The organism is Maribacter sp. (assembly GCF_039974175.1).
GTDB lineage: Bacteria > Bacteroidota > Bacteroidia > Flavobacteriales > Flavobacteriaceae > Maribacter_C.
Genome location: NZ_JBDWJN010000011.1, coordinates 1 through 23,969 on the forward strand (window position 1 = coordinate 1; position 23,969 = coordinate 23,969).

Annotated in this window: 25 protein-coding genes and 1 other RNA gene; 14 read left to right on the forward strand and 12 right to left on the reverse strand. The window is 38.7% G+C overall.

Going from position 1 to position 23,969, the window contains the following annotated elements; translation table 11 throughout:
* The coding region (locus ABJN95_RS15920) for a T9SS type A sorting domain-containing protein (RefSeq protein WP_348371787.1) at positions 1-481 on the forward strand (481 nt) is incomplete at its 5' end.
* 115 nt (positions 482-596) lie between these two features.
* Here the strand turns inward: ABJN95_RS15920 and ABJN95_RS15925 are convergent.
* The 4 genes from ABJN95_RS15925 to ABJN95_RS15940 form a co-directional block, all read right to left on the reverse strand.
* On the reverse strand, positions 597-1,322 hold the full coding sequence (locus tag ABJN95_RS15925; RefSeq protein WP_348371790.1) for a head GIN domain-containing protein: 726 nt from the start codon (positions 1,320-1,322) through the stop codon (positions 597-599).
* A 106-nt stretch (positions 1,323-1,428) separates the two neighbouring features.
* Positions 1,429-2,520, reverse strand: coding sequence for a hypothetical protein (locus ABJN95_RS15930; RefSeq protein ID WP_348371793.1), 1,092 nt, complete (start codon positions 2,518-2,520; stop codon positions 1,429-1,431).
* Positions 2,501-3,061, reverse strand: a complete 561-nt coding sequence (locus ABJN95_RS15935) for a hypothetical protein (protein WP_348371795.1) — start codon at positions 3,059-3,061, stop codon at positions 2,501-2,503. The genes ABJN95_RS15930 and ABJN95_RS15935 overlap by 20 nt, the downstream gene beginning before the upstream one ends.
* An 83-nt stretch (positions 3,062-3,144) precedes the next feature.
* Positions 3,145-3,702 carry an RNA polymerase sigma factor gene (locus tag ABJN95_RS15940; RefSeq protein ID WP_348371797.1) on the reverse strand — a complete coding sequence of 186 codons (558 nt, stop codon included), beginning with the start codon at positions 3,700-3,702 and terminating at the stop codon, positions 3,145-3,147.
* A gap of 243 nt (positions 3,703-3,945) precedes the next feature.
* On the opposite strand from ABJN95_RS15940, the gene lon reads away from it, so the two are divergent.
* Positions 3,946-6,405 carry an endopeptidase La gene (gene lon / locus ABJN95_RS15945; protein ID WP_348371800.1) on the forward strand — a complete coding sequence of 820 codons (2,460 nt, stop codon included), beginning with the start codon at positions 3,946-3,948 and terminating at the stop codon, positions 6,403-6,405.
* A 48-nt stretch (positions 6,406-6,453) separates the two neighbouring features.
* Positions 6,454-7,155 carry a (d)CMP kinase gene (gene cmk, locus ABJN95_RS15950; protein ID WP_348371803.1) on the forward strand — a complete coding sequence of 234 codons (702 nt, stop codon included), beginning with the start codon at positions 6,454-6,456 and terminating at the stop codon, positions 7,153-7,155.
* A 107-nt stretch (positions 7,156-7,262) separates the two neighbouring features.
* On the opposite strand, the gene ABJN95_RS15955 is transcribed toward cmk, so the two are convergent.
* The gene (locus tag ABJN95_RS15955) at positions 7,263-7,643 is read right to left on the reverse strand and encodes a LysM peptidoglycan-binding domain-containing protein (protein ID WP_348371805.1); all 381 of its coding nucleotides are present in this window, start codon (positions 7,641-7,643) and stop codon (positions 7,263-7,265) included.
* Between the two features lie 263 nt (positions 7,644-7,906).
* On the opposite strand from ABJN95_RS15955, the gene rpsA reads away from it, so the two are divergent.
* Positions 7,907-9,778, forward strand: a complete 1,872-nt coding sequence (rpsA, locus tag ABJN95_RS15960; RefSeq protein WP_348371808.1) for a 30S ribosomal protein S1 — start codon at positions 7,907-7,909, stop codon at positions 9,776-9,778.
* A gap of 79 nt (positions 9,779-9,857) precedes the next feature.
* On the opposite strand, the gene ABJN95_RS15965 is transcribed toward rpsA, so the two are convergent.
* Together ABJN95_RS15965 and ABJN95_RS15970 are read right to left on the reverse strand one after the other, a co-directional pair.
* Positions 9,858-11,252, reverse strand: coding sequence for an alpha/beta fold hydrolase (locus ABJN95_RS15965; protein WP_348371811.1), 1,395 nt, complete (start codon positions 11,250-11,252; stop codon positions 9,858-9,860).
* A 31-nt stretch (positions 11,253-11,283) separates the two neighbouring features.
* A complete protein-coding gene (locus ABJN95_RS15970; protein WP_348371814.1) occupies positions 11,284-11,712 on the reverse strand; it encodes a nuclear transport factor 2 family protein in 429 nt (142 codons plus the stop codon).
* Positions 11,713-11,871: 159 nt separating this feature from the next.
* On the opposite strand from ABJN95_RS15970, the gene pyrR reads away from it, so the two are divergent.
* The 5 genes from pyrR to ABJN95_RS15995 are packed head-to-tail and all read left to right on the forward strand — an operon-like array spanning position 11,872 to position 15,076.
* Complete coding sequence (pyrR, locus tag ABJN95_RS15975; RefSeq protein ID WP_348371816.1) at positions 11,872-12,411, forward strand: bifunctional pyr operon transcriptional regulator/uracil phosphoribosyltransferase PyrR; 540 nt, start codon at positions 11,872-11,874, stop codon at positions 12,409-12,411.
* A gap of 3 nt (positions 12,412-12,414) precedes the next feature.
* Positions 12,415-13,356, forward strand: coding sequence for an aspartate carbamoyltransferase catalytic subunit (locus ABJN95_RS15980; RefSeq protein ID WP_348371819.1), 942 nt, complete (start codon positions 12,415-12,417; stop codon positions 13,354-13,356).
* Between the two features lie 5 nt (positions 13,357-13,361).
* Positions 13,362-13,694, forward strand: a complete 333-nt coding sequence (locus ABJN95_RS15985; protein WP_348371822.1) for a ribonuclease Z — start codon at positions 13,362-13,364, stop codon at positions 13,692-13,694.
* On the forward strand, positions 13,691-14,158 hold the full coding sequence (locus tag ABJN95_RS15990) for a DUF3291 domain-containing protein (RefSeq protein WP_348371824.1): 468 nt from the start codon (positions 13,691-13,693) through the stop codon (positions 14,156-14,158). Before ABJN95_RS15985 ends, ABJN95_RS15990 begins: the two co-directional genes overlap by 4 nt.
* 12 nt (positions 14,159-14,170) lie before the next feature.
* Entirely contained in the window at positions 14,171-15,076 is a 906-nt protein-coding gene (locus ABJN95_RS15995) for a ribonuclease Z (RefSeq protein WP_348371827.1), read from the forward strand.
* On the opposite strand, the gene ABJN95_RS16000 is transcribed toward ABJN95_RS15995, so the two are convergent.
* Positions 15,073-15,507 carry an SRPBCC family protein gene (locus ABJN95_RS16000; protein WP_348371829.1) on the reverse strand — a complete coding sequence of 145 codons (435 nt, stop codon included), beginning with the start codon at positions 15,505-15,507 and terminating at the stop codon, positions 15,073-15,075. The two genes, ABJN95_RS15995 and ABJN95_RS16000, sit on opposite strands and share 4 nt — an antisense overlap.
* A 176-nt stretch (positions 15,508-15,683) precedes the next feature.
* On the opposite strand from ABJN95_RS16000, the gene pdxH reads away from it, so the two are divergent.
* The 3 genes from pdxH to ppk1 all read left to right on the forward strand — a co-directional run bounded on the left by pdxH (position 15,684) and on the right by ppk1 (position 18,964).
* The gene (gene pdxH, locus ABJN95_RS16005) at positions 15,684-16,328 is read left to right on the forward strand and encodes a pyridoxamine 5'-phosphate oxidase (RefSeq protein ID WP_348371832.1); all 645 of its coding nucleotides are present in this window, start codon (positions 15,684-15,686) and stop codon (positions 16,326-16,328) included.
* Positions 16,329-16,400: 72 nt separating this feature from the next.
* Positions 16,401-16,889, forward strand: a complete 489-nt coding sequence (locus tag ABJN95_RS16010) for a histidine phosphatase family protein (protein WP_348371835.1) — start codon at positions 16,401-16,403, stop codon at positions 16,887-16,889.
* Positions 16,886-18,964, forward strand: a complete 2,079-nt coding sequence (gene ppk1 / locus ABJN95_RS16015; protein WP_348371838.1) for a polyphosphate kinase 1 — start codon at positions 16,886-16,888, stop codon at positions 18,962-18,964. The genes ABJN95_RS16010 and ppk1 overlap by 4 nt, the downstream gene beginning before the upstream one ends.
* Before the next feature lie 84 nt (positions 18,965-19,048).
* On the opposite strand, the gene ABJN95_RS16020 is transcribed toward ppk1, so the two are convergent.
* The gene (locus ABJN95_RS16020; RefSeq protein ID WP_348371840.1) at positions 19,049-19,630 is read right to left on the reverse strand and encodes a tRNA-(ms[2]io[6]A)-hydroxylase; all 582 of its coding nucleotides are present in this window, start codon (positions 19,628-19,630) and stop codon (positions 19,049-19,051) included.
* A gap of 129 nt (positions 19,631-19,759) precedes the next feature.
* Between ABJN95_RS16020 and ABJN95_RS16025 the strand changes: the two genes are divergently transcribed.
* Positions 19,760-20,119, forward strand: coding sequence for a transmembrane 220 family protein (locus tag ABJN95_RS16025; protein ID WP_348371843.1), 360 nt, complete (start codon positions 19,760-19,762; stop codon positions 20,117-20,119).
* On the opposite strand, the gene ABJN95_RS16030 is transcribed toward ABJN95_RS16025, so the two are convergent.
* The gene (locus ABJN95_RS16030) at positions 20,108-22,102 is read right to left on the reverse strand and encodes a DNA polymerase III subunit gamma/tau (RefSeq protein WP_348371881.1); all 1,995 of its coding nucleotides are present in this window, start codon (positions 22,100-22,102) and stop codon (positions 20,108-20,110) included. The genes ABJN95_RS16025 and ABJN95_RS16030 overlap by 12 nt on opposite strands.
* Positions 22,103-22,231: 129 nt before the next feature.
* Here ABJN95_RS16030 and rnpB point away from each other — a divergent pair.
* An RNA gene (rnpB, locus tag ABJN95_RS16035) (RNase P RNA component class A) lies at positions 22,232-22,554 on the forward strand.
* A gap of 45 nt (positions 22,555-22,599) precedes the next feature.
* Here the strand turns inward: rnpB and ABJN95_RS16040 are convergent.
* Both ABJN95_RS16040 and ABJN95_RS16045 read right to left on the reverse strand, forming a co-directional pair.
* Positions 22,600-23,469 (reverse strand): RluA family pseudouridine synthase, encoded by an 870-nt coding sequence (locus tag ABJN95_RS16040; RefSeq protein WP_348371845.1) that lies wholly within the window; start codon positions 23,467-23,469, stop codon positions 22,600-22,602.
* Between the two features lie 2 nt (positions 23,470-23,471).
* Positions 23,472-23,966 (reverse strand): hypothetical protein, encoded by a 495-nt coding sequence (locus tag ABJN95_RS16045; protein WP_348371848.1) that lies wholly within the window; start codon positions 23,964-23,966, stop codon positions 23,472-23,474.
* Positions 23,967-23,969 lie beyond the last annotated feature (3 nt).

The window sequence follows — 23,969 nt, forward strand, 5'->3', positions numbered from 1 at the left end:
GTTGGCGACAGCTTTTTATACGGTTGGTTCCGGTCAGCGAATGCTTCTAGGAAGCCTAGATATACCTGCCGACTATTTCACGGGCAGGACCATCGGAGGCGATAGCATGAGTTTCGCCGGTATCTATGCGAGCCATAGAAATGGTACAGAGTTCACAACGAACTTTGATAGCTTCAGTGTGCAATATGTAAATGTTGTATCAGGGTTAAAGGCTGTTTTGTTGCCAGAACCATCGTTATCACTATTTCCTGTTCCAGCTAAAGATGTACTAAATATTGAGTTTTATTTTCCCCAAATTGAATCTGGAGAAATAGAGCTTTCGATTTTCGACAACATTGGAAGGCAGATTATGAATAGAAAAATGGATGAACTTGATTTTGATGGTGTAGTTGACGTTTCTGAATTGTCTGAAGGGGTGTATGTGTTAAAACTGGTCAAGAGTGAACACGTACTAGTAAGTAGATTCATGGTGAGGCGCTAAATGACGCACGTAAAAAAGCCTCTGTATAAACAGAGGCCTTTAGTTTTTGATTAGTAGGGGTTCTCAGTGCGAAATCCCTATAAGAATTTGTATGGTTTGTTCGATGAATAAACTCCTATCCTTTTGAAATATCTCCTGATCCAGAAGCTTTCGTATCTACTTTTTCAGGGTTCCCTCGGTAACTAATGTCCCCAGAACCAGAGACTCTTGCTTTTAGCATTTTGTTGGCAGTAACCTTAATATCAGCCGACCCAGATACGGTTGCATCTACGTTATCGGCTTCTAAACCATATGCCTTAATATCTCCACTGCCTGAAATGGTTGCTTCAAAATCTCTAGTGCTACCATTTAAGGTGATATCTCCAGAGCCTGACATAGAGGCATCGATGCTGCTTGCCTCAACGTCTAAGGTAATATCTCCTGAACCAGACATAGCTGTCTTAAAATTATCGGTTTTAATGGTGGTCTTTCCAACAATGTCACCAGAACCGGAAAGCGCTATTGAATTTACACTTTCTACAGGCACTGTAATTCTGATACCATCTTCCCATGAGGAAGGTTTCAGATTGTATCCTTTTTCTACCTTGATAGATAACTTTCCGTTTTTTACCTCGGTTTTTATGTATTCCAATAGGTTTGATTCACCTTCCAATATGATTTCACCTTCATTTCCGGCGACCAAATCCAAGTCAAACCACCCTGACAGCCCTATGGCATCATATTCTCCCACGTTGCGTTCGATAGTGGTTACGTTTCCATTTCCTTTAACTCTTTTTCCCCATTGCGCTGTGCAAGAGGCGGTAAATAATAGTACTAAACTTAGGCTCAATAATTTTTTCATGATGTAATGATTTAAATGACATCTCCCGAGAGGAAGAATCTGTTGTTTATGGCCCGTCTTCTCATGCTGTGTGCAGTAGAAGCCATGCGCCCGATTGATTGATTAATTAATTTTTGTAAAATGATACTCCTCCGTAATCACTAGTAATATACACAGAGTTTCCGCTATTTGAAGACCCATAATGGCCTTTGTAGTATTTGCTGGTATTCTTTACTTCGCTAATACTCATCTCAAAATCATCTTTCCCACTAACGCCGGCGTACGAAGTTTTGATTTCAAAATTGAAATGGTATGCCGGATCATATCCTACTTTAATGCCGGTATAATCACTTCGTATCTGTAAGTTTCCAGCATCTGAGGCCATTTCAGCTATCTTGACCGAACCATAATCTGCAGTTACATCAACATTGCCATGAATGGTACCCAGTTTAACGGTAATATAATCTCCTGTACCCTGCACGTTTCCAGCTTCGCCGATCTCTATTTTCCCATAGTCGCAGTTATAATCGAGATTTTCCATCGCCTCTACCGTGGAGTTCGTGTAATCAGCTTTAATGGTCAAATCTCCCGCTTTTTCGATCGAAAACCCTGAATAGTCAGCATTGATCGTTCCACTGTTCATAAAGTCTATAGTAGATTTTGACGTATAATCAAATGACAGTTGATTGTTTCTTCCACGGAGTTCGCCTATCTCTAACCGACCATAATCACAGCTTATTTTTGCATGCCCGTCCACACGATCTAAAATAATGCTTCCGTAATCATTATTCAAGTTAACGCTGTTTTTTGTAGGTAATTTGATGGTATAGTTGATCTGCATATTTACATTATTGTTTTTTCCCCAATTCCAACCCCAACTACTTTTGTTGTCATTGAAAATGGTTCTGGCAGAAACCGTACTACTACTTCCTTCAAATTCAACTGAAATTTCATCTAGTTTTTTCTGTACCTTCTCCTCATTATTACCGTTGGTTTTAATGTGCACTTCGATAACCACTCTGTTTTCATTCCAAGAAGTGATGTTCAGGTTGCCGTAGCTATTTTTTACTTTTAAGAGCGCATCAGCGTTTACATCGTACTCCTTTTTAATGGTTTTTTCTTTGGTGTACTTACCTTTTAGTTTGCCGTCACCCGCCGAAAGTAGCATGGGAAGCACTAAAAGCACTACTAGGGGAAATTTAAATAGTATAGTTTTCATCATTATAATTTTTTAAGTTTTTAATATTTTCTACTTGATCAAGTACTTCCTGTAATAGATCAATTCGTGTTTGAAAGTTGGTTATCATGGCACTCAATATCAATTTGCTATTGCCACCGTTTAAAAGGTCTTGCTCCAATACTTTATAATTGGTATCTAGCTTTTTTAATTGAACCATAGTGTCATCGATGATTTTCTCTGTCTCTGGTGTGCTTTCACTTTCCAGTTGCCGCACCTGTTCTTCGATAAGGCTGGCAAAGTAAAATTGTGTTTGCGATACTTCGGGTGAAATTTCGGCAACTTGCTGCTCAATGGTCGGGGAAGTATTGAACATACTAAAACCTATTGCCAGAAGGATAACTGCCGATGCTGCAATTGACAACGGTCTCCACCAAGTGTTTTTCTTCTTTTGAATTGATACAATGCCCTGAGACGCTTGTAATTTTTCTAAGAACCTTTGCTGGTGTCCTCCTGCGGGTTCTTCCGTATCAAAAGTACCTTGGAGTTTATCAAACAGCTGATTTATATTATCTTTTTTCATCTGTGCATTAATATTTTTTGAAATGGGTCATATGCAATTTGCTTTTCAACATCTTGTATGCTGTGAAATTCTTAGAACTCATTTCATTCGTATGCAATTGTTAATTTATTTCTCAAACTTTCCTTTGCCCTTGAGATTGTTGTTCTACAGTTGGCATAACTGATATCCATTATTTGACTTATTTCTTCATAATCGTACCCTTCTATTAAATGTAAGGTCAAAGAAACTCTGTAATTGTCTTTCAACAGCTTCATGGTCTCCATCACTTTTTGAGCCTTCAGTTCGGTCAACGCATGATCTGAAACAACTCCGTCATTATCTTCGACCTTGTACATTACATCATCCAGATCAACTTCATTTTTCTTCTGTTGTTTTCTGTAATGATAGATACTGTTGTTTATCACAATGCGCTTGAGCCAAGACCCGAAAGTCACCTCTCCTTTAAATGTGTGCAGTTTCGTAAACGCGTTTAAAAACGATTCTTGCATCACATCCTCAGCCTCTGCGCTGTTTTTTACAATCCGCACCGATGTGTTGTACATGGCTTTGTAATAGCGGTTGTAAATCTCCAATTGTGCACTTTGTTTTCCTTGCAAACACAATTGAACTAAAACTTCAGTATTTTCTTTTTTGTGGCTCAAAAAATGAATGGTTTGTTATAGAGATAAGGGAAGTTACGGATTGTTACAGTTTGTGTTAAAAAAATCTATTAGAAAGGCTTTCTTGAATTTAAGAAGGAATGGCATAACAATTGTCTTTATTTGTATGAACGGAAGGCCGATTTGATGATAACACAATGATAGTAAGGCTTTTCAATACTTTAATAATATAAAATAAAGGAGCATTCGTTACCAATATAGTGACAGAATGTCTTAAATGTACATATGGGAAATTCTAAGTTTACCAATTTTGACAATATGTCTTTGCATTCTATTGAAGAAGATGCGGAGTTAATACCACTGTTGACCCCCGAGGATGAGGAACAAATGAATAGCGAAAGCTTGCCAGCTACACTTTCGATTCTGCCTTTGCGCAATACGGTTTTGTTTCCTGGTGTAGTTATTCCTATTACTGCAGGGCGTGACAAATCAATTAAACTTATCAAAGATGCCAATAATGGCAATAAGGTTATCGGGGTAGTTTCGCAGAAAGACGAGGAAACCGAAAACCCTGAGGTAAAAGATATCAATACCCTAGGTACCGTTGCCAAAATTCTTAGGGTGCTGCAAATGCCTGATGGTAATACAACCGTTATTATTCAAGGGAAAAAACGTTTTGAGGTTGCAGAAGTGTTGACCCAAGATCCGTATATCACCGCAACGGTAAGAGAGACTGGGGAGGAAAGACCGGCAAAAGATGATACCGAATTTTTGGCAATAATTGAATCAATAAAGGATTTGTCGTTAAAAATAATTGCCAACAATCCGAATATACCAAGCGAGGCGTCTTTCGCCATAAAAAATATTGAAAGTAACTCATTCTTGATCAATTTTATTTCGTCTAATCTGAACCTAGACGTCAAGGCGAAACAAGAATTGCTTGAAATACGAAACCTTCAAGAAAGAGCGTTGGCCACCTTGAAGTACATGAACGTAGAATTACAAAAATTAGAATTGAAGAATGATATTCAATCTAAGGTTCGTAGTGATATGGACCAGCAGCAACGTGAATACTTCTTGCATCAGCAAATGAAAACCATTCAAGAGGAACTGGGTGGAGTATCCTATGACGAGGAAATTCAAGAGATGCAATCACGAGCAAAGAAGAAAAAATGGAATAAAAAAATAGGAGAGCATTTTGAAAAAGAACTATCGAAAATACAAAGAATGAATCCGCAGGTTGCCGAGTATTCTATCCAAAGAAATTATTTGGATCTGTTTTTAGACCTCCCCTGGGATGAATTCTCTAAAGATAAATTCGACTTAAAAAGAGCTCAAAAGATTTTAGACAGAGACCATTACGGTCTTGAGGATGTAAAGCGAAGAATAATAGAATATCTAGCGGTACTGAAACTTCGAAATGATATGAAATCGCCAATTCTTTGTCTATATGGTCCTCCAGGAGTTGGTAAAACTTCCTTGGGAAAATCAGTTGCTGAGGCCTTAGGAAGGGAATATGTTCGTATTTCTTTAGGTGGATTGCGTGATGAAGCCGAAATTCGAGGACATCGCAAGACCTATATAGGTGCTATGCCAGGTCGAATCGTTCAGAGTTTGAAAAAAGCTGGGAAATCGAACCCTGTTTTTATTTTAGATGAGATCGACAAGCTTTCTAGCAGCCATCAAGGAGATCCATCTTCTGCAATGCTAGAGGTTTTGGACCCCGAACAGAACAATGAGTTTTATGACAATTTCCTAGAAATGGGTTACGACCTTTCTAAAGTGATGTTCATCGCCACAGCCAATAATTTATCGACAATTCAGCCTGCATTGCGCGATCGTATGGAAATTATCAATGTCACTGGATATACCATAGAGGAAAAGGTAGAGATTGCTAGACGCCACCTACTACCAAAGCAATTAAAGGAACACGGACTAGAAACCAAACATTTAAAAATTGGCAAACCACAATTGGAAAAAATTGTTGAGGGCTATACTCGTGAATCGGGAGTTCGTTCTTTGGAAAAGCAGATTGCTAAAATGGTACGTTATGCGGCAAAATCTATAGCAACAGAGGAGGAGTACGAGGTAAAGGTGAGTAATGAAGATGTTGAAAAGGTTTTAGGTCCTGCACGGATGGAACGAGACAAATATGAAAACAATGATGTCGCAGGAGTCGTCACAGGATTGGCGTGGACAAGTGTTGGCGGAGATATTCTTTTTATTGAATCGATCTTATCAAAAGGAAAAGGCAATCTGAATATAACCGGAAACCTGGGTAAGGTCATGAAGGAGTCTGCAACAATTGCTATGGAATACATTAAGTCAAATGCCGATCGTTTTGGCATTGATGCAACGCTCTTTGAGAAATACAATGTTCATATTCATGTTCCAGAAGGGGCAACTCCTAAAGATGGACCAAGCGCGGGTATTACCATGTTAACTTCTTTAGTTTCTCTATTTACCCAAAGAAAAGTGAAGAAGAGTTTAGCCATGACGGGAGAGATAACACTTAGAGGAAAAGTGCTTCCCGTAGGCGGAATCAAAGAAAAGATATTGGCTGCTAAGCGCGCTCGCATTAAAGAGATTATTCTTTGTAAAGAAAACGAGCGTGACATCCTTGAAATCAAACAAGACTATCTAAAGGGTTTGACTTTTCACTATGTCAGCGATATGCATGAAGTAGTTGATATCGCTATTACGAATCAAAAGGTTAAAGACGCCAAGAAATTTAATGACAAATAGCCGTTCGTTTGAAGGCAGTGGAGAACTTTTTCTGATTATTTTTACGATATGGGAAAAATAACCATAGCTATTGACGGCTACTCCTCCACAGGAAAAAGTACGATTGCAAAACAACTGGCAAAAGCTTTGGGTTACGTTTATGTAGATACAGGTGCCATGTACCGTGCAGTAACCCTGTTTGCTATGCGCAATGGTTTTATCGCTGAACAGCATAAAGATGTAGCTGCCTTAGAAAATTCCCTGAAGGAAATCGAATTAGACTTTCACTATAATAAAGAATTGGGATTTTCCGAAATGTACCTCAATAGTGAAAATGTGGAAAAGGAAATCAGAACCTTAGAAGTATCTCAATACGTAAGCAGTATTGCTGAGATTGAAGCTGTTCGGATTAAACTGGTTGCTATGCAGCAAAAAATGGGAAAGGCAAAAGGTATAGTAATGGATGGTCGAGATATTGGCACGGTTGTTTTCCCCGATGCGGAATTAAAGATTTTTATGAGTGCATCTCCTGAAAAAAGAGCATATCGCCGTTATAAAGAATTGTTGGATAAAGGAGAAGAAGTAGATTATGATGAAGTACTTAAAAATGTTTTGCACCGTGATGCTGTAGATTCCAACCGTGAATTTTCACCCTTGCGAAAGGCAGAGGATGCAATTGAATTTGATAACAGTGATATGGGGCTCGAAGAGCAATTTGAACGTATGTACAATTTTTCACTCCGTATTATTGCAAAGCAAAAGGATAGTTAGAAGAAGATCTACAGGAGTCTAAGATTTCCAAATTCTAGAAAAAAGGAAATAAAAATTCCGTTGCAGTTCACTACAACGGAATTTTAGTTTCTAAAACTTCTTACGTTTTACAGATTAGGAATAATCAAAACTTGATCTGGATGAATTACATCTGGATTTTTAAGGATATTGGTATTCGCTGCAAAAATCTGCTTGTATTTCATGGCATCGCCATAGTAATGCTTTGCTATTTTACTTAGCGATTCTCCACTGGAAACCGTATGTCTATGATAGATAGAAGTGTCTGCCACAGTTATGTTCGCTTTGATATCTGAAGCATTCTCACCACCTAGTTCTTTGATTTTGTCCCATAGCATATCTTTCTCGTAAGGTGTATTCGCCTCACCTTTTATTTTAAGAACGCCACCTTCTTCGGTTACGTTGCCATCTTTAATCCCTAATTGCTCACCAAGGTTCAAAACGCCTTGATACTTTGCTTTAACGCTCATTTGTTATTATTTAACGGTTAATATTTAAGTGCTCAAGATAGTAATAAATGTACTATTTTTCGATAATTTCGACGAAATACTGAATGCGCCTTCGTAGCTTTTGACAATAGGGTTGGTTTACTAAAATAAAAGATGTATTTTTGCAGCCCTTTTTAACGAAACTGTCAAGAGGAAAAAGGGAGGAGAAAAAAATTACTTAATCGCTTCTACATGAATCGTTTAACTCTTGTGCCGATGTAGAATACAAATAGTTAAGCTGTAAAATGGCTGAAGACAAAAAAGCTCAAGTAGAGGAAACTACTGAAGCAACCCCAGAAACTGCAGAAGCAGTTCAAGAAGCAACCGAAACGGTTGCAGAAGTAAAAGAGCAGGTTCCTGTTCAAGATCCAAAAGAATTTTTAGAAAACTTTAATTGGGAAAAATACGAGCAAGGTATTGAACGTGTTGAAGATTCAAAATTAGAAGAGTTCGAAAAATTAGTAGCTGAGAACTTTGTAGATACGGCAGATGCAGAGGTGGTTGAAGGAACTGTGGTTTACTTGACCGATCGGGAAGCGATTATTGACATCAACGCAAAATCTGAAGGTGTTATTTCTTTAAACGAATTCCGTTACAATCCTGATTTAAAAGTTGGTGATAAAGTGGAGGTGTTGATTGATATCCGCGAAGATAAAAGCGGGCAATTGGTACTTTCTCATAGAAAAGCAAGAACCATTATGGCTTGGGATCGCGTTAATGCGGCTCATGACAAAGAAGAGGTGGTCAGTGGTTTCGTGAAATGCAGAACCAAAGGTGGTATGATTGTCGACGTTTTTGGAATCGAAGCTTTCCTTCCAGGTTCTCAAATCGATGTGAAGCCAATTCGTGACTACGATCAGTATGTAAACAAAACAATGGAATTCAAAGTGGTAAAAATTAACCACGAATTCAAAAACGTTGTAGTATCGCACAAAGCATTGATCGAAGCTGATATTGAAGAACAGAAAAAAGAAATAATCAGTCAACTTGAAAAAGGCCAGGTACTTGAAGGTGTTGTTAAAAACATTACTTCCTATGGGGTCTTTATCGATTTAGGTGGCGTTGATGGATTGGTTCACATTACCGATCTTTCTTGGAGTAGAATCAACCACCCGAATGAGGTTGTTGAATTAGACCAGAAATTGAATGTTGTTATCCTTGATTTTGATGAAAACAAATCGAGAATTCAATTAGGATTAAAACAATTGGAGAAGCACCCATGGGATGCCTTATCTGAAGATATCAAAATCGGTGACAAAGTGAAAGGTAAGGTAGTTGTCATTGCTGACTACGGTGCATTCATTGAAGTTGTTGAAGGTGTTGAAGGATTGATTCACGTTTCTGAAATGTCATGGTCTACCCACTTGCGATCTGCGCAAGATTTCGTAAAAGTTGGTGATGCTGTAGAAGCTGTAGTACTTACACTTGACAGAGAAGATCGAAAGATGTCTCTCGGTATTAAGCAAATGACTCCAGACCCATGGACGGATATTACTACAAAATACCCAGTAGGATCTAGGCATAAAGGTATTGTAAGAAACTTTACGAACTTTGGTGTATTTGTAGAATTGGAAGAGGGTATTGACGGATTGATTTACATCTCAGACCTATCTTGGACGAAGAAAATTAAGCACCCTTCAGAGTTTACCGCTGTTGGTGAAACTTTGGAAGTTGAAGTGTTGGAATTGGATGTTGAAGGACGTAAGTTAAGTTTAGGTCATAAGCAGACCACTGATAACCCTTGGGATAAATATGAGAATGAGTTTGGTTTAGATACCGTTCATAAAGCAGCGATCACCGAGATTGTTGATAAAGGAGCCATTATCGAATTCAACGAAGACATTACGGCATTCGTACCGCAACGTCATTTGGAGAAAGAAGACGGTAAGAAACTCGGAAAAGGAGAAGAAGCTGAATTCAAGATCATCGAATTCAACAAAGACTTTAAACGTGTGGTAGCAAGTCATACTGCGATCTTTAGAGAAGAAGAGAAACGTAATGTAAAAGCTGCAGTCAAAAGACAGAAAGCTGCTTCTGATGAAGTGAAACCTACTTTAGGTGACGCGAATGAAGCTTTGCAAGCGTTGAAAGATAAGATGGAAGCTGGTAAGAAATAGTAGCTTCTAAATCTTAGGATAATAAAAACCCTGGCCATTTTGGTCAGGGTTTTTTTGTAGCTAGTGAATTGGCGCAGGTTCATTTCACTTGTTCCAATATCCAATCGGAAACAACTTTCAAAGCTTCCGGAGCGATTGTCTGTTCAATAGTTCCATACTCATTTGGCGCACCGGTTACACTTTCTTGGAATAAATGGTTTAAGCCAGGAAGTGCTATTGTGGTTACCTTGGTATTTCCAGACTCTGTCAAGCTAGTTTTTATTGCCTTAAGATTTTGTTTGGCAGGTACTTGCAGATCATTTTCTCCATTTATGGCCAAAACAGGACATTTTACCTTTTCTAAAACTGTTGCAGGATCATGCTTCATAAAGTAGACCATCCAAGGTGTCGTTAATTGATCTACCTGAGCTTTAATACTGGCTTCATCTCTACGCATTCCTATAGGAAGTTCTGCATCCGAAAGCTTGTTCACTTCAACTGTCATATAGGCGTTAACATCTTTTTTTAAATCCTCAGATGCTACAGAATTTACGATCATAGCAAAAACTTCAGTGCTAAGCTTCTTGGAAATTTCGAGTTGGGTTTCTGACATACCCATGGCCCTCCCAATTAGTTCTTGCTGCAGTAGCAAGAGTTGGTCTCCGCGAATACCTGTACCTGCTAGCAAAACAATATAACGTACATCATCTGATTTGGTAGCAACCATTGGCGCAATAATACCACCTTCGCTATGACCTACCAATCCAATTTTGGAGGTGTCGACCTCTTGTCTAGATTTTAAGTAATGCAAAGCGCTAAGAACATCTGTAGCAAAATCTGCTGAAGTTGCTCCGCTAAATGTACCTTTTGACTTTCCTACACCTCTATCGTCAAAACGAAGAACTCCGATATCGTTTCTTGTTAAGTAATCTGAAATGATTAGAAACGGCTTATGACCTAGTAGTTCTTCGTTTCGGTCTTGAGGTCCGCTGCCCGAAATTAAAACGACGACTGGAAATTTACCTTCTTTTTTGGGCAAGGTTAAGGTACCGGCTAAACTTATGTCGGCTGCAGGGTTTTCGAAGGTCACATCTTCTACATAGTACGGAAATGGTTCCTTAGGCTCCTGCGGTCTGTTTGGTTTTGGTTTTTCCGGTTCTTCCCTTCGCAAAATCAAAGGAATAATAAATCCACCTTGCCGAAAAGTACCTTTAAATGTATTATCGATAAATTCTCCTGAATAGCTAATTCCGAGATTTGGTGCTTCGAGCTTGAGTGTATCATTTACAAAAACGGTTGTTTGAACTGGAATACCGGTGGCTCCTTGATCTGGACTGTCTAAGGTGGAGCCGTATCCTTTATCTGTTTTGGTGATATGCACAACCAAGCGCAAGTTCATTTCCTTTAACAGGCCGTTCCATTGTCCGGTAATGTCTTGGGCACATAGAACTGTTAATTGACTCAACGTGAACACAAGCAGTACTAATTTTTTCATATTATCGAATTCAAAATTCTATTGTATCGCTTTAGTTATCTCGCACAAATTTCACACTTCTAATTAGGCCGTCTCGTACTTCATAAATCGATACGTATTTTGTGTTGCTACCATTTTCCGTTACGATTTCATGATTAATCACAAAATTTCCATTATGCATTTGACTGACAATTTCAACCTGAATAGATCGCTCAGCAAACTTTGGCTTAAATATAGAAGTGATATTGTCTGCACCTGTTCCTAATAACTTATCGGGGTAGGTGTAGATTTTGACATCGTCGGCATAGAGCCTGATAAATTCAGCAAAGTTGTGCTGATTGTATAAAGCCATTCTTTTGTTTACAACTTCAAGAGGTGTAAGATTCGAATGCTCGTTCTGAACGCCTTGTTTGCTGACGGAGTCTGGTTTGCATCCGAACAAAGTGGAGGCCATTAAAATTGACAAGATTAGATTTCGCATAGTAGCGTATTTAGAAGTTCACATCTGATTTGACCTCCAAGCTATTGAATTGTTACAACTTTGGTGTTTTTTAAAGACCAAAAAAGGCAACAATACGATTTCGCCTAGATTTTGAGTAGAATTCCGTATTTTTGTAACACAAAAGGATTCACGTCCACTATGAGTCAAAAAGTACTTCTTTCGGCAACCGAAATAAACATCATTCTTCACCGCTTGGCTTGTCAACTTCTTGAAAATCATTTAGACTTTGCGAATACTGTGCTTATCGGAATACAACCGAGAGGAACCTTTGTAGCTAAAAGGCTAACCAAGATTTTAAAGGAGGAATACAAGGTCAAACATATTGATCTTGGGTTTTTAGATATTACGTTTTATCGTGATGATTTTCGCAGGGGAGATAAAACACTGGAGGCTACGGCAACAAGTATCGATTTCTTAATTGAGGACAAAAATGTGGTACTTATAGATGATGTGCTGTATACCGGCCGAAGTATTAATGCCGCTCTTACTGCGTTGCAATCTTTTGGCAGACCGAAAGACGTCGAATTATTGACTTTGATCGACAGAAGATTTAGTAGACATTTACCCATTCAACCCAACTATAGAGGAAGACAGGTAGATGCCATAAATGAAGAAAAGGTAAAAGTGATGTGGAAAGAGAATGATGGTAAAGATGTTATTTATTTAATTGACCGCTAATAAATGAAACAAAAGGTGAGCAACGAATTAAGTGTCAAGCACTTATTGGGAATAAAATATCTGAATGAATCGGATATTCAGCTCATTTTTGAAACCGCTGACCACTTTAAGGAAGTTATCAATAGATCTATAAAGAAAGTACCTTCATTACGCGATATTACCATTGCCAATATTTTCTTTGAGAATAGCACGAGAACCAAACTATCTTTTGAATTAGCTGAAAAACGTTTGTCAGCCGATGTTATCAACTTTTCCGCAGGGCAATCCTCTGTTAAAAAAGGAGAGACACTTATCGATACGGTGAACAATATTCTTTCTATGAAGGTGGATATGGTGGTTATGCGACATCCAAATCCCGGAGCGGGTATTTTCTTGTCTAAGCATGTCAATGCTGCTATTGTCAATGCAGGCGACGGGGCTCATGAGCATCCAACCCAGGCTTTGCTTGATTCCTATTCCATTCGCGAAAAGTTAGGCGATGTGGCTGGTAAAAATGTGGTCATAGTAGGTGATATCTTGCATTCACGTGTGGCCTTATCGAACATTTTCGCTTTGAAATTACAAGGTGCGAACGTAAAGGTTTGCGGGCCTAAAACACTACTTCCAAAACATGTCGAATCGCTTGGCGTAGAAGTGGAAACTGATTTGCGAAAAGCATTGAACTGGTGCGACGTTGCCAATATGTTGCGCATACAGAACGAGCGACTAGACATCAGCTATTTTCCAACTACAAGAGAGTATACGCAACAATTCGGAGTGAACAAAGCCTTGCTTGAAAGTTTAGACAAAGAAATTGTGATTATGCACCCGGGTCCTATAAACAGGGGAGTTGAAATAACCAGTGATGTCGCTGATTCCAATCAATCGATTATCTTAAATCAGGTTGAGAATGGGGTGGCGATTCGTATGGCGGTGATTTATTTATTGGCTTCAAAAATAAAATAAGCACTATGATTTTTGATAAAAAAGGAACCACAACCACGGTTTTTCAGGAAAATATCGCGTTGCCGATGTTTTTAGATAATCTAAACAAAAAGTACCCAGATATCAAGAATGACCATCTGATAATAAATCTGTTTTCATTTTCAAAATTGAATGCTGGAGACGTACTAGAATTTTTGCAACTCTCCAACACACATAGAAATGCAAAAAAGTCATTCGTTTTGGTTACCAATAAAGTATCTTACGATGATGTGCCTGAAGAGATATGTGTCGTGCCAACCCTTCAAGAAGCTCGTGATATCATCGAAATGGAAGAGATAGAAAGAGACTTAGGCCTATGAATACATATCATTTAGCTCAAGTCAATATCGCAAGAATGTTGGCGCCGATTGACAGTGAGGTGATGACAGATTTTGTGGCGAATCTAGATAGAATTAATCAATTGGCTGAAAAAAGTGACGGTTTCGTTTGGCGTTTAAAAGATGAAAATGACAACGCGACATCTTTACAGGTTTTTGAAGATGAGTTTATTATTGTAAATATGTCGGTCTGGAATTCCAAGAAGTCACTTTTTGAGTTTACCTATAATTCGGCCCATCTTGAAGTTTTTAAGCGAAAGAAAGAGTGGTTCAGTAAGATGCGTGATATGCACATGGCACTTTGGTGGGTTCCTATTGGTGTTGAACCCAAAGCTGAGGATGCGAAAGAGCGTTTGAAATACTTGAATGCCAAGGGAGAAACACCCTTCGCTTTTAGCTTTAAAAGTGACTTTTCGGCCGCGGAGGCTGAACAATACAAACCGTAAATAGCTGCCTTAATGAAACTTCATATACTTGGTTGCTATGCGGCCACCCCACGTACTTTGACCAATCCAACCGCTCAAATACTCGAGATTAAAAACCATATGTTTTTAATTGACTGTGGCGAAGGTACTCAAGTTCAATTGCGAAAGAGCAAAGTAAAGTTCTCTAGAATCAAACATATTTTTATTTCGCATCTTCATGGCGATCATTTTTTCGGCTTGCCAGGCTTGATTTCCACTTTTCGGCTTTTAGGAAGAGATAGCGAAATGCATGTTTACGGACCAAAAGGAATTAAAGAAGCTATTACACTGCTTTTGAAACTAGGAGATGCATGGACAAATTTTCCACTGGTTTTTCATGAGCTGACCGCTAAGGAAACCGAAGTGATTTATGAAGATGATAGCGTAAGTGTGGAAACAATTCCCTTAAATCATCGCGTATACACTAACGGGTTTCTGTTCAAAGAGAAATTAGGGGAGCGGAAGCTCAATATTGAGGCTACGGAAAACCATAAAATTGATAGATCTGAGTATCAGAATATTAAAAATGGCAAAGACATCACTTTAGATAATGGGCAAGTAATTGCCAATTTTGAATTGAGCTTTGACCCGCCCAAGCCGAAATCCTATGCATATTGTAGTGATACCGCTTATAAACCGGAAATTATTCCGCAGATAAAAGACGCAGATGTTTTATATCATGAATCCACTTTTTTAGATTCGGAAGAGCATCTTTCTGGCAAAACCAAACATTCGACAGCCAAAGAAGCTGCAACCATTGCAAAAGATGCCGATATTGGCACCTTGATTTTAGGGCATTATTCTACCCGATATAAATCCATTGAGCTTTTCAAAGAAGAAGCTCAAACTATTTTTGATAATGTAGAACTTGCCGATGATGGTAAAGTTTTCGAATTCTAAGTGTTTTGCTTCTCGACGAAAGCCTTGAATTGATCAAGCCATTTTTGTACTTGTTTTTTAAACATTCCGGGAAATAATTTGGCCATCAATTTAATTACAAACCCATTGAATTTAATGTAATGTATTTCCTGTTCAAGTCGCGTTTTATTGGAATCAATCTTTTTAAACCTGCATGACATGGTGTTCACCATGTGCTTATGCTCATAGTTGGCCTTAAATTCTTCTGGTAATTGATTGCGAATAATGGTCTCTACAAGTTCTAATTTTTCGTAGGTAAGTTTCGATTTAGATCCAACCTCACCAGGCGTACCGCTAAGTGGAACAAAACTAAGAAAGCCATCCTGCCATTCTTTCAAATTATCAGGATTTTCAAACAATTCTACCACCTTATCTATAGGTGCGTTGATATCTGTATGACACGTAAACCTCATATCGAATTCATTTCGTGAATGTTAGCTGTAAAATACTAAAAAAACCTTTCATTCTTTAGGCTTGTAGCAAAATGATCAAAAGCAAACTAAGAATGAACACCTGCAAAAAAAATATTACGGAATAACACTTCAAATGGATGGACAAAATCTCGTAAATTGCAGTATAAAAGAACGCTATGCAAAAGGACTTGGGTCATTACAGAAAATCATACGAAAAGAGCGCTTTGATAGAGGATGCTATTTCTGAAAATCCAATGGAACTTTTTCAAAAGTGGTTTTATGAAGTTGAAGCTTCTGAGGGTATTGACGAGCCCAATGCGATGACAATTTCCACCATTGGCGTAGATGGATTTCCTAAAAATCGCGTAGTGCTTTTGAAGAAATACACCTATGAAGGTTTTATATTTTATACCAATTATAACAGTGAAAAAGGTAAGGCAATAGCTTCTAATCCAAATGTTTCCATTTCCTTTTTTTGGCCGAATCTTGAACGTCAGATCATTATAAAAGGAAAGGCGGAAAAAATTGCCGAGAACCTTTCGGATGGTTATTTTGAATCTCGCCCAAATGGAAGCAAACTTGGTGCGGTAGTGTCTGATCAAAGTAGTGTAATTGCCTCTAGAGAAGTTTTGGAAGAAAAACTAACAGCTCTTGAAAAAGAATATAGCGGCAAAGAAATCAAACGCCCTGATTGGTGGGGTGGTTATATTGTAAAACCAGTTTCAATGGAGTTTTGGCAGGGACGACCGAATCGACTTCATGATCGAATACGCTATTCATTAGAGGATGTCGATTGGAAAGTAGAACGTCTAGCGCCCTGATCTCAGCCTTATTTATAAAGGACATTGCGTTAAGTTAAACATATTAATTTCCCCCAATACTATGTATTAAGGATGAAGACACTTATACTAGTCCGTCATGGTAAATCCTCCTGGGATTATTCAGTAGGAGACAAAGATCGACCCTTGTTGCAAAGGGGCATAAATGATGCGCATTTAGTATCGCAAAATTTTAATGAGCTATCAATTCCTATCGATGCTACTTTTTCCAGTCCCGCAAATCGAGCATTGCATACCAGTATGATTTTTATACGGCAATTGTATTTTCCTTTAGATAAGTTTCGTGTAGTCAACGAGTTGTATGATTTTTCTGGAGAATACGTCTTGCAGTTTGTAAAGGAACTTGATACCGATTTAAATACGGTACTCATTTTTGGGCATAATCACGCCTTTACCCACATTGCCAATTCCCTCGGAAATACCTATATTGACAACGTTCCCACAAGTGGACTAGTGCAGTTAGAATTTGACACAAAAGATTGGACGTCCATCACAAAAGGAGTTACCAAGAAGACTATTTTTCCAAAGCAATTAAGAGGATGATAAAAGCCAAAAATCAATATGTAAACCGTGAAATCAGTTGGTTATGGTTTAATGAACGTGTATTGCAAGAGAGTACAGATACAAATGTTCCGCTAATTGAGAGGCTTCGATTTTTAGGAATATACTCGAACAATCTAGATGAATTCTTCAAAGTACGGTACGCCACCGTAAAGCGAATCGTAGAAGCAGGAAAAAAAGGTAAGAGTGTTTTAGGCGGAGAGATTGCCAAAGATCTTTTAGAGGAAATCACCAAAATTGTGATAGACCAGCAGGCCAGAAGTGTAAATATCTTAAAGGAAATACAAGAGGAATTAGAAGGTCAAAATATTTTCATCATCAAAGAAACCGAACTGAGCGAGAGCCAACGTGACTTTGTAAAAAACTATTTTCTTCAGAATGTGAGTCCGCAGTTAATGACGATTATTCTAAACGATCTAACGGAGTTCCCTACCCTGAAGGATACTGCTGCATATTTGGCTGTAAAAATGATTATCATAGGCGATCAAATTGCCGAAAAAAAAGAGAAACGATATGCCTTGATTGAGATTCCTAAGGGCATCGATCGCTTTGTAGTGCTGCCAAAGGAGGGCGATAAGAACTACATCATTATTTTAGATGACCTTATTCGATACTGCCTGCGTAGCATTTTTACCATGTTCGAATATGAATCGATATCTGCTCATATGATCAAGATCACCCGTGATGCCGAACTGGATATGGACAATGATCTTAGTAAAAGCTTTATTGCCAAGATATCATCGAGTGTAGAGCATCGCAAAGTTGGAGATCCGGTACGCTTCGTTTATGACAAAAGAATAGCAAAAGATACGCTTAGCTTTCTCAAAGAGAAAATGAATATTGAGGATACTGACAGTGTGATTCCGGGTGGGCGTTATCATAACCGTCGTGATTATATGGGTTTCCCTAGTTTGGGTAGACAAGATTTGATGTATGACAAGATAGAACCCTTAGCGGTAAAAGGCTTTAGCATGGAAGGGAGCCTCTTGGAGCAAATTGCCAATAAAGACTACCTGCAGTATACGCCCTATCATACGTTTTCTTATGTAATTAAGTTTCTAAGGGAAGCGGCCTTAGATCCGAAGGTTCGAACGATTAAGATTACCGTTTATAGGCTCGCGAGCAATTCTCAGGTAGCTGCATCATTAATCAATGCAGTCAAAAATGGGAAGCAGGTAACGGTTCAAATCGAACTGCAAGCGCGTTTTGATGAGCAAGCGAATATAGAATATGCCGAACAACTTCAGGCAGAAGGAGTAAAATTGATTTTCGGTGTTCCTGGGCTAAAGGTACACAGTAAAGTTTGCGTAATTGAACGTGAGGAGGAAACCGGAACGAAACGGTATGGATTCATTAGTACGGGCAACTTTAGTGAAGCCACAGCGCGCATCTACACAGATTACACCTTATTCACGGCTCATGAAGGCATTCTCAAGGAATTAAACAAAGTCTTTGCATTCTTTGAGACTACTTACAAAATCAATAAATACAAACATCTTATTGTTTCTCCTCATTATACGAAAAGCACCTTTCTTAAACTAATTGATAATGAAATAGCTTGTGCCTTGGTAGGCAAAGAAGCTTATATTAAGATCAAAATGAACAGCTTTACCAGCTACAAAATGATTGATAAGCTGTATGAGGCCAGTAGGGCAGGGGTGAAAATACAACTAATTATTAGGGGGATCTGCTGTTTGGTTCCTGGAGTCAAAGGCATGAGTGAAAATATTGAGGCTGTTAGTATCGTAGATAAGTTTTTAGAACACCCGCGTATTTTCATCTTTGGCAATGAGGGTGACTCAAAAGTCTATATCTCTTCCGCCGATTGGATGACGCGAAATCTTGACAATCGTGTTGAAGTTGGTTGCCCAATATATGATGAAGATATCAAGCAAGAATTACTAGATACTTTTGAAATATCGTGGCGTGATAATGTGAAAGCACGGGTCTTCAACGAGTCGCAAGACAATACCTACCGCAAAAATGGGAATGCCAAAATCCGATCACAGTTTGCCATGTATGATTATTATTTAGAGAAGTTAGGAAAAAAGGAGTAAGTGGTTGTCTCAGTGTGCTGTGAGAAGTAAAACGTTATAATTATCCTCAAAACTGCATACTACAGCCTTCGGCTAAATACGCTTTCACCCATGAATACTACCGCTTTTGCTTAAACTCTTCATGATTTTCGCCTCGTAATCTAATAAGGCTTGCCACTTTTTATCGACCTCTTGGCGGTCACCATATTGCCTTGCAAATTTTAAGAACATGGTATAATGACTGGCTTCACTAACCATTAATTTATGATAAAAATTGGCCAACTCTTTATCTTCCAGCTCTTCCGATAGCAGTCGAAACCGTTCGCAGCTTCTGGCCTCAATCAAAGCGGCATACAAAAGTCGATGAACCAACTGTGTTGTTCTGCTACCGCCTTTGGGAAAGAATTTTACTAGCTGCAATACATATTCATCTTTTCGGTCTCTTCCCAAGGTTTTCCCCCTGGCAACAATGCGATCATGCACCATTTTAAAATGCCCCATTTCTTCACGAGAAAGTGCTATCATTTCTTCGATCAAGGTCGTATATTCTGGAAAACTTACAATCAACGAAATAGCAGTACTTGCAGCTTTCTGTTCGCAATACGCGTGATCGGTTAGTATTTCATCAATGTTCTTTTCTACGATATTTACCCATCGAGGATCGGTCGGAAGTTTTAAACCCAGCATAGCCTTTTTCTTTAGAACAAAAATAGCAAGAAAACGGGAATGAGTTTTTGCATATAAAAAATGACAAATATCATAGTGTTTTTGCAGACTAGATTGGTATTTTAGGACTTGAAATAAATATATCTGACCATGAATACCATTTTTAAAGTTTTTGCCCTTGTTTTTGGAATTTTGTTTTTAGTATCCGCCGGATTACAGTACAACGACCCAGACTCATTAGTTTGGATGATTGTTTGGGGTTTTGCAGGAATTATCGCTATTGCCTTTGCATTCAACCGCATTTTCTTTAGTGTGCCACTAGTAGCAGGCATTCTTTCTTTGGTCGGATTCTTTTATACTTACCCTGAGAAATTTGAAGGTTTTGAAATAGGTGCGGGCGATATCAAAAACGTAGAAGAAGGACGGGAAGCATTCGGACTCTTAATTATTGCAGTGGTAATGCTGATACTGGCATTGCGTGGTTGGGTTGTTCAGAAATCAAAGGTCTAAATCGAACTCTTTTCGCAATAAATCTATAGCCGGGTTCTTTTCACGTAACTTTTGATATTTTTCTTCAGGTGTAAAAGCAAATTTTTTGGCCGTAGCTTCATTCACACTAATTTGTAACGAAATAAAATGATTGTTCAGTTTTGATTTGAGGTACTCCATCAAATCATACTGCTCTCGCTCTATTTCTTTTTTCATTGTGCCATTGGGCAGCTCGATAAAGATGGTGGTTTCATTTCTCAACTTCGGAATATCGGCATTTAAGTTAGAAGCCAAAATTTTTCTTCCAGCTTCGTCTAGTTTGTGAACGAAATCGGCCCAATGTGATTGCATGACTTCTTCGCTAAAGGCCATATTCGGTAGTTGACTTTCGTCAATTGCATCATCTTTTCGATTCTGTTCGTGAACTTTCTTGGCTTTTAAACTGGATATTGAAAGTGCAGAAACCCTTTTTTCCGCGAGACTAATGTTGATTTTAGGCGTTGCTACGGCTTTCTCTTCAACCAAAGGTTCTTCTACTGTTACCGTGGTTGCTGAAACTAAAACATCCGATTCATTGACTAGAGTTTTTTCAGCCGTAAAAGAGTCTTTTATTGCTTCCGCGGAGGCTACTTCAACATTCGGTTTAGTGTGGATTGATACAGGCTCAGAGGGTGTGTTTTGTAATACTTGAGCCGTCACTTCAGACTCCGAAATGGGTACTTCATATGATGAAACACTTGTCTTTGAGATAGCTGAACTAGTCTCAGTAACGATCACTTCTTTAGCAGGCTCCAATGTTTCTACAGGGCCTTCTATAGGAGCTTTTTCAGAAGTGTCCAAAACGGGTTTGGAAGGAGTAATTGCCATTGCCTGATAAAAAGAAGCAGGTGCAATAAATTCAATGGTGCTTTCTGACAGCGCTAAGGATTCAGGATTTTTTTTTTCACCATCAAAATCGATGGATGCAAGCTTCATTAAGGTCAGTTCCACCAGAAGACGTTGATTTTTGCTGGTTTTATATTTTAAGTCACAATCGTTTGCTAATTGCAGCGCTTTCAATAAAAAAGAATTTGAAGTCTTTTTTGATTGCTCTAAATAACTCTGTTTTGCACCATCACCCACTTCTAAGAGATTGATAGTACTCTGGTGTTGGCACACCATCAAATCTCTAAAGTGTGACGCCAGCCCGCTTATGAAATGGTGCCCATCAAATCCTAAGGCTAAAGTGCCATTGAATAAAAGGAGTAAGTTCGGAATATTGTGTTCGAGAATATGGTTGGTAGCTTCGAAATAGGTTTCGTAGTCGAGAACATTTAGATTTTCGGTTACTGCTTTTCTCGTCAACTGCTTTCCAGAAAAACTGACCACTCTATCAAATATTGAGAGCGCATCTCGCATTGCACCATCTGCTTTTTGAGCAATAATATGAAGTGCGTCATCCTCTGCCTCAATACCTTGGCTCTCAGCAATATACTTTAAGTAATTTGCCGCATCTTTTACGGTAATACGTTTAAAATCAAATATTTGACATCGAGAAAGTATGGTGGGTATGATTTTGTGCTTTTCCGTTGTGGCTAAAATAAATATGGCATGTTTCGGAGGCTCTTCTAAGGTCTTTAAGAAGGCATTGAATGCTGATGCCGAAAGCATATGCACCTCGTCAATGATATATACCTTATACTTACCTACTTGCGGTGGAATACGTACTTGGTCAATTAGATTCCGAATATCGTCTACACTATTATTGGAGGCGGCATCAAGCTCAAAAATGTTAAAGGCAAAATCTTCATCTTTACTTTGCGTACCATCTTGGTTGATTTGCTTGGCAAGAATACGTGCACAAGTAGTTTTGCCGACTCCTCTTGGACCACAAAACAAAAGCGCTTGTGCCAAATGGTTATTTTCTATAGCATTCAGCAGCGTATTGGTAATCGCCTGTTGCCCTACAACATCATTAAATGTTTGAGGTCTATATTTTCGAGCTGATACTATAAAGGGTTCCAAATCGGCACTATTTTGAGTCAAAAATGAATGGTCTACAAATATAGAAATAGCACCATACTATCAAAGGAGATTCTCTTTCTTTAAGTGAATTTTTATCAACAATTCAGGCTTATTGCGCTACCTTTGCGGCCAGCAGGTCACCTTATCACGGCTCGCTGCGGCGAGACGAGGAAAGTCCGGACACCATAGTGCAGCATAATGGGTAACACCCATCGTTCGTCATTTGGCGAATAGGACCAGTGCAACAGAAAGCAAGTACAGTTCGGCTGTAGTGAAATCAGGTAAACTCTATGCGGTGAAACGTCATGTAAACCGGTGTTTGAGGGCTGCACGCCCGAGCCGAAGGGTAGGCGGTTAGAACTTTCGGGTAACTGAAAGTCTAGATAAATGATAAGGAGACCCTGAAATAAATTCGGGGGCGAACAGAATCCGGCTTATGACCTGCTTTTTTAATTGGGTATGCGAAAAAGGCAAAAGGCTTTTATATTGGGTTGTATTTAATTTCTTTTAAATAGCTTCCCAAACTTGCTTGGCAATTCTTGTTCAATATACATTCTTTTTTCAGTTACCGGATGGATAAATGCTAAGGAATGGGCATGCAAATACATTCCTTTACCTTTTAAAATTAAACCTGCTTTACCATAGATTGCGTCGCCAAGAATGGGATTCCCATTGGCTGAAAGATGCTTTCTCAATTGATGTCTTCTTCCTGTTTCTGGAGCTAACTTTACTAAATTCAAACACTGAAACCGTTCCGATACGATGGTTTCTACTACCTCAAAATTCGAAATGGCCTCCTTGCCATCCACTGGAAATGTTAGGGTACCTTGCTTTAGCATTTTTCCAATGGTGACAGAGAAATAGGTTTTTTCTACTAGTTTTTGTTCAAATAGCTTGTTCAAAACTAAAAGTGAAGCCTTTGTTTTTCCGATAAGTAAGAGTCCCGTGGTGGCAAAATCCAACCGATGCGCAGCTTGTGGTTTGATAGCATCAGGTTGAATACTCCTTTTTAGGTTTTGTTCAAGCGCGTTTGCTATAGTTTTAAAAGAGTTACCGCTTACTAGAATTCCTGCGGGCTTGTTGATAATGGCAATATGTTCATCTTCATAAAGAACTTTTAATTGGAGAATTAACTTCCTTTGACCAGTTTTTTCATCTAAGGGGTAAAATGTAATAAGTTCATTTCCATATATGAAGGTAGAGGTCTTTCCTAGTTTGCCATCTACAAAAATATGCTTCTTCTTTAAGGCTTTCTTTAGGGCAGATTTGGTGGATAGGGTGGGAAAGATGCCAACCCCATAGTCTTGTAAACGTATCGCTTTAACTTGGGGAACAGCAACATGGGTTTGCATTTCTTTTCCCAACACAATTAAAGTTCAAAGTTCATATCTAAAGTTCGATTGTAAGGTAAGCTATTCCATTCGGCCATTAAAACCACCAATTCGTTTTGCATTGAATGCACTTTTTCGTGCGTTGGGTTCTCAGGAAATGCTAGTCTATTTTCGCTTAATATATTTTCCAAGGTTTTTGAAACTTCCATTTGGTTCTCCGATTGCACGAAATCAATTGTCAATAAATTGACAAGATGTTCAGTTGCTAATGACTCAGGGGGTAGGTTCTCAGGTTGCAATGCCTCTGGGCGTTCTTTTTTGGGAAGCATAAAATCATTGATTTGATACCCTTGACAGAGCAAGCCGTAGAAGGCATTTTTCAATTGTAGTTGCTGCTCTACAACATAATGCGCTATATCGTGAATTTCGAAATCTACCTGTAGCTTAGCATAGGTAATCGAGCCGTCTTCTCGCGTGCATGAAAGCGTAGAAGGTTTGTTATGCTCTTTTTTTATTTTGATTTGAAGCTTCATCTT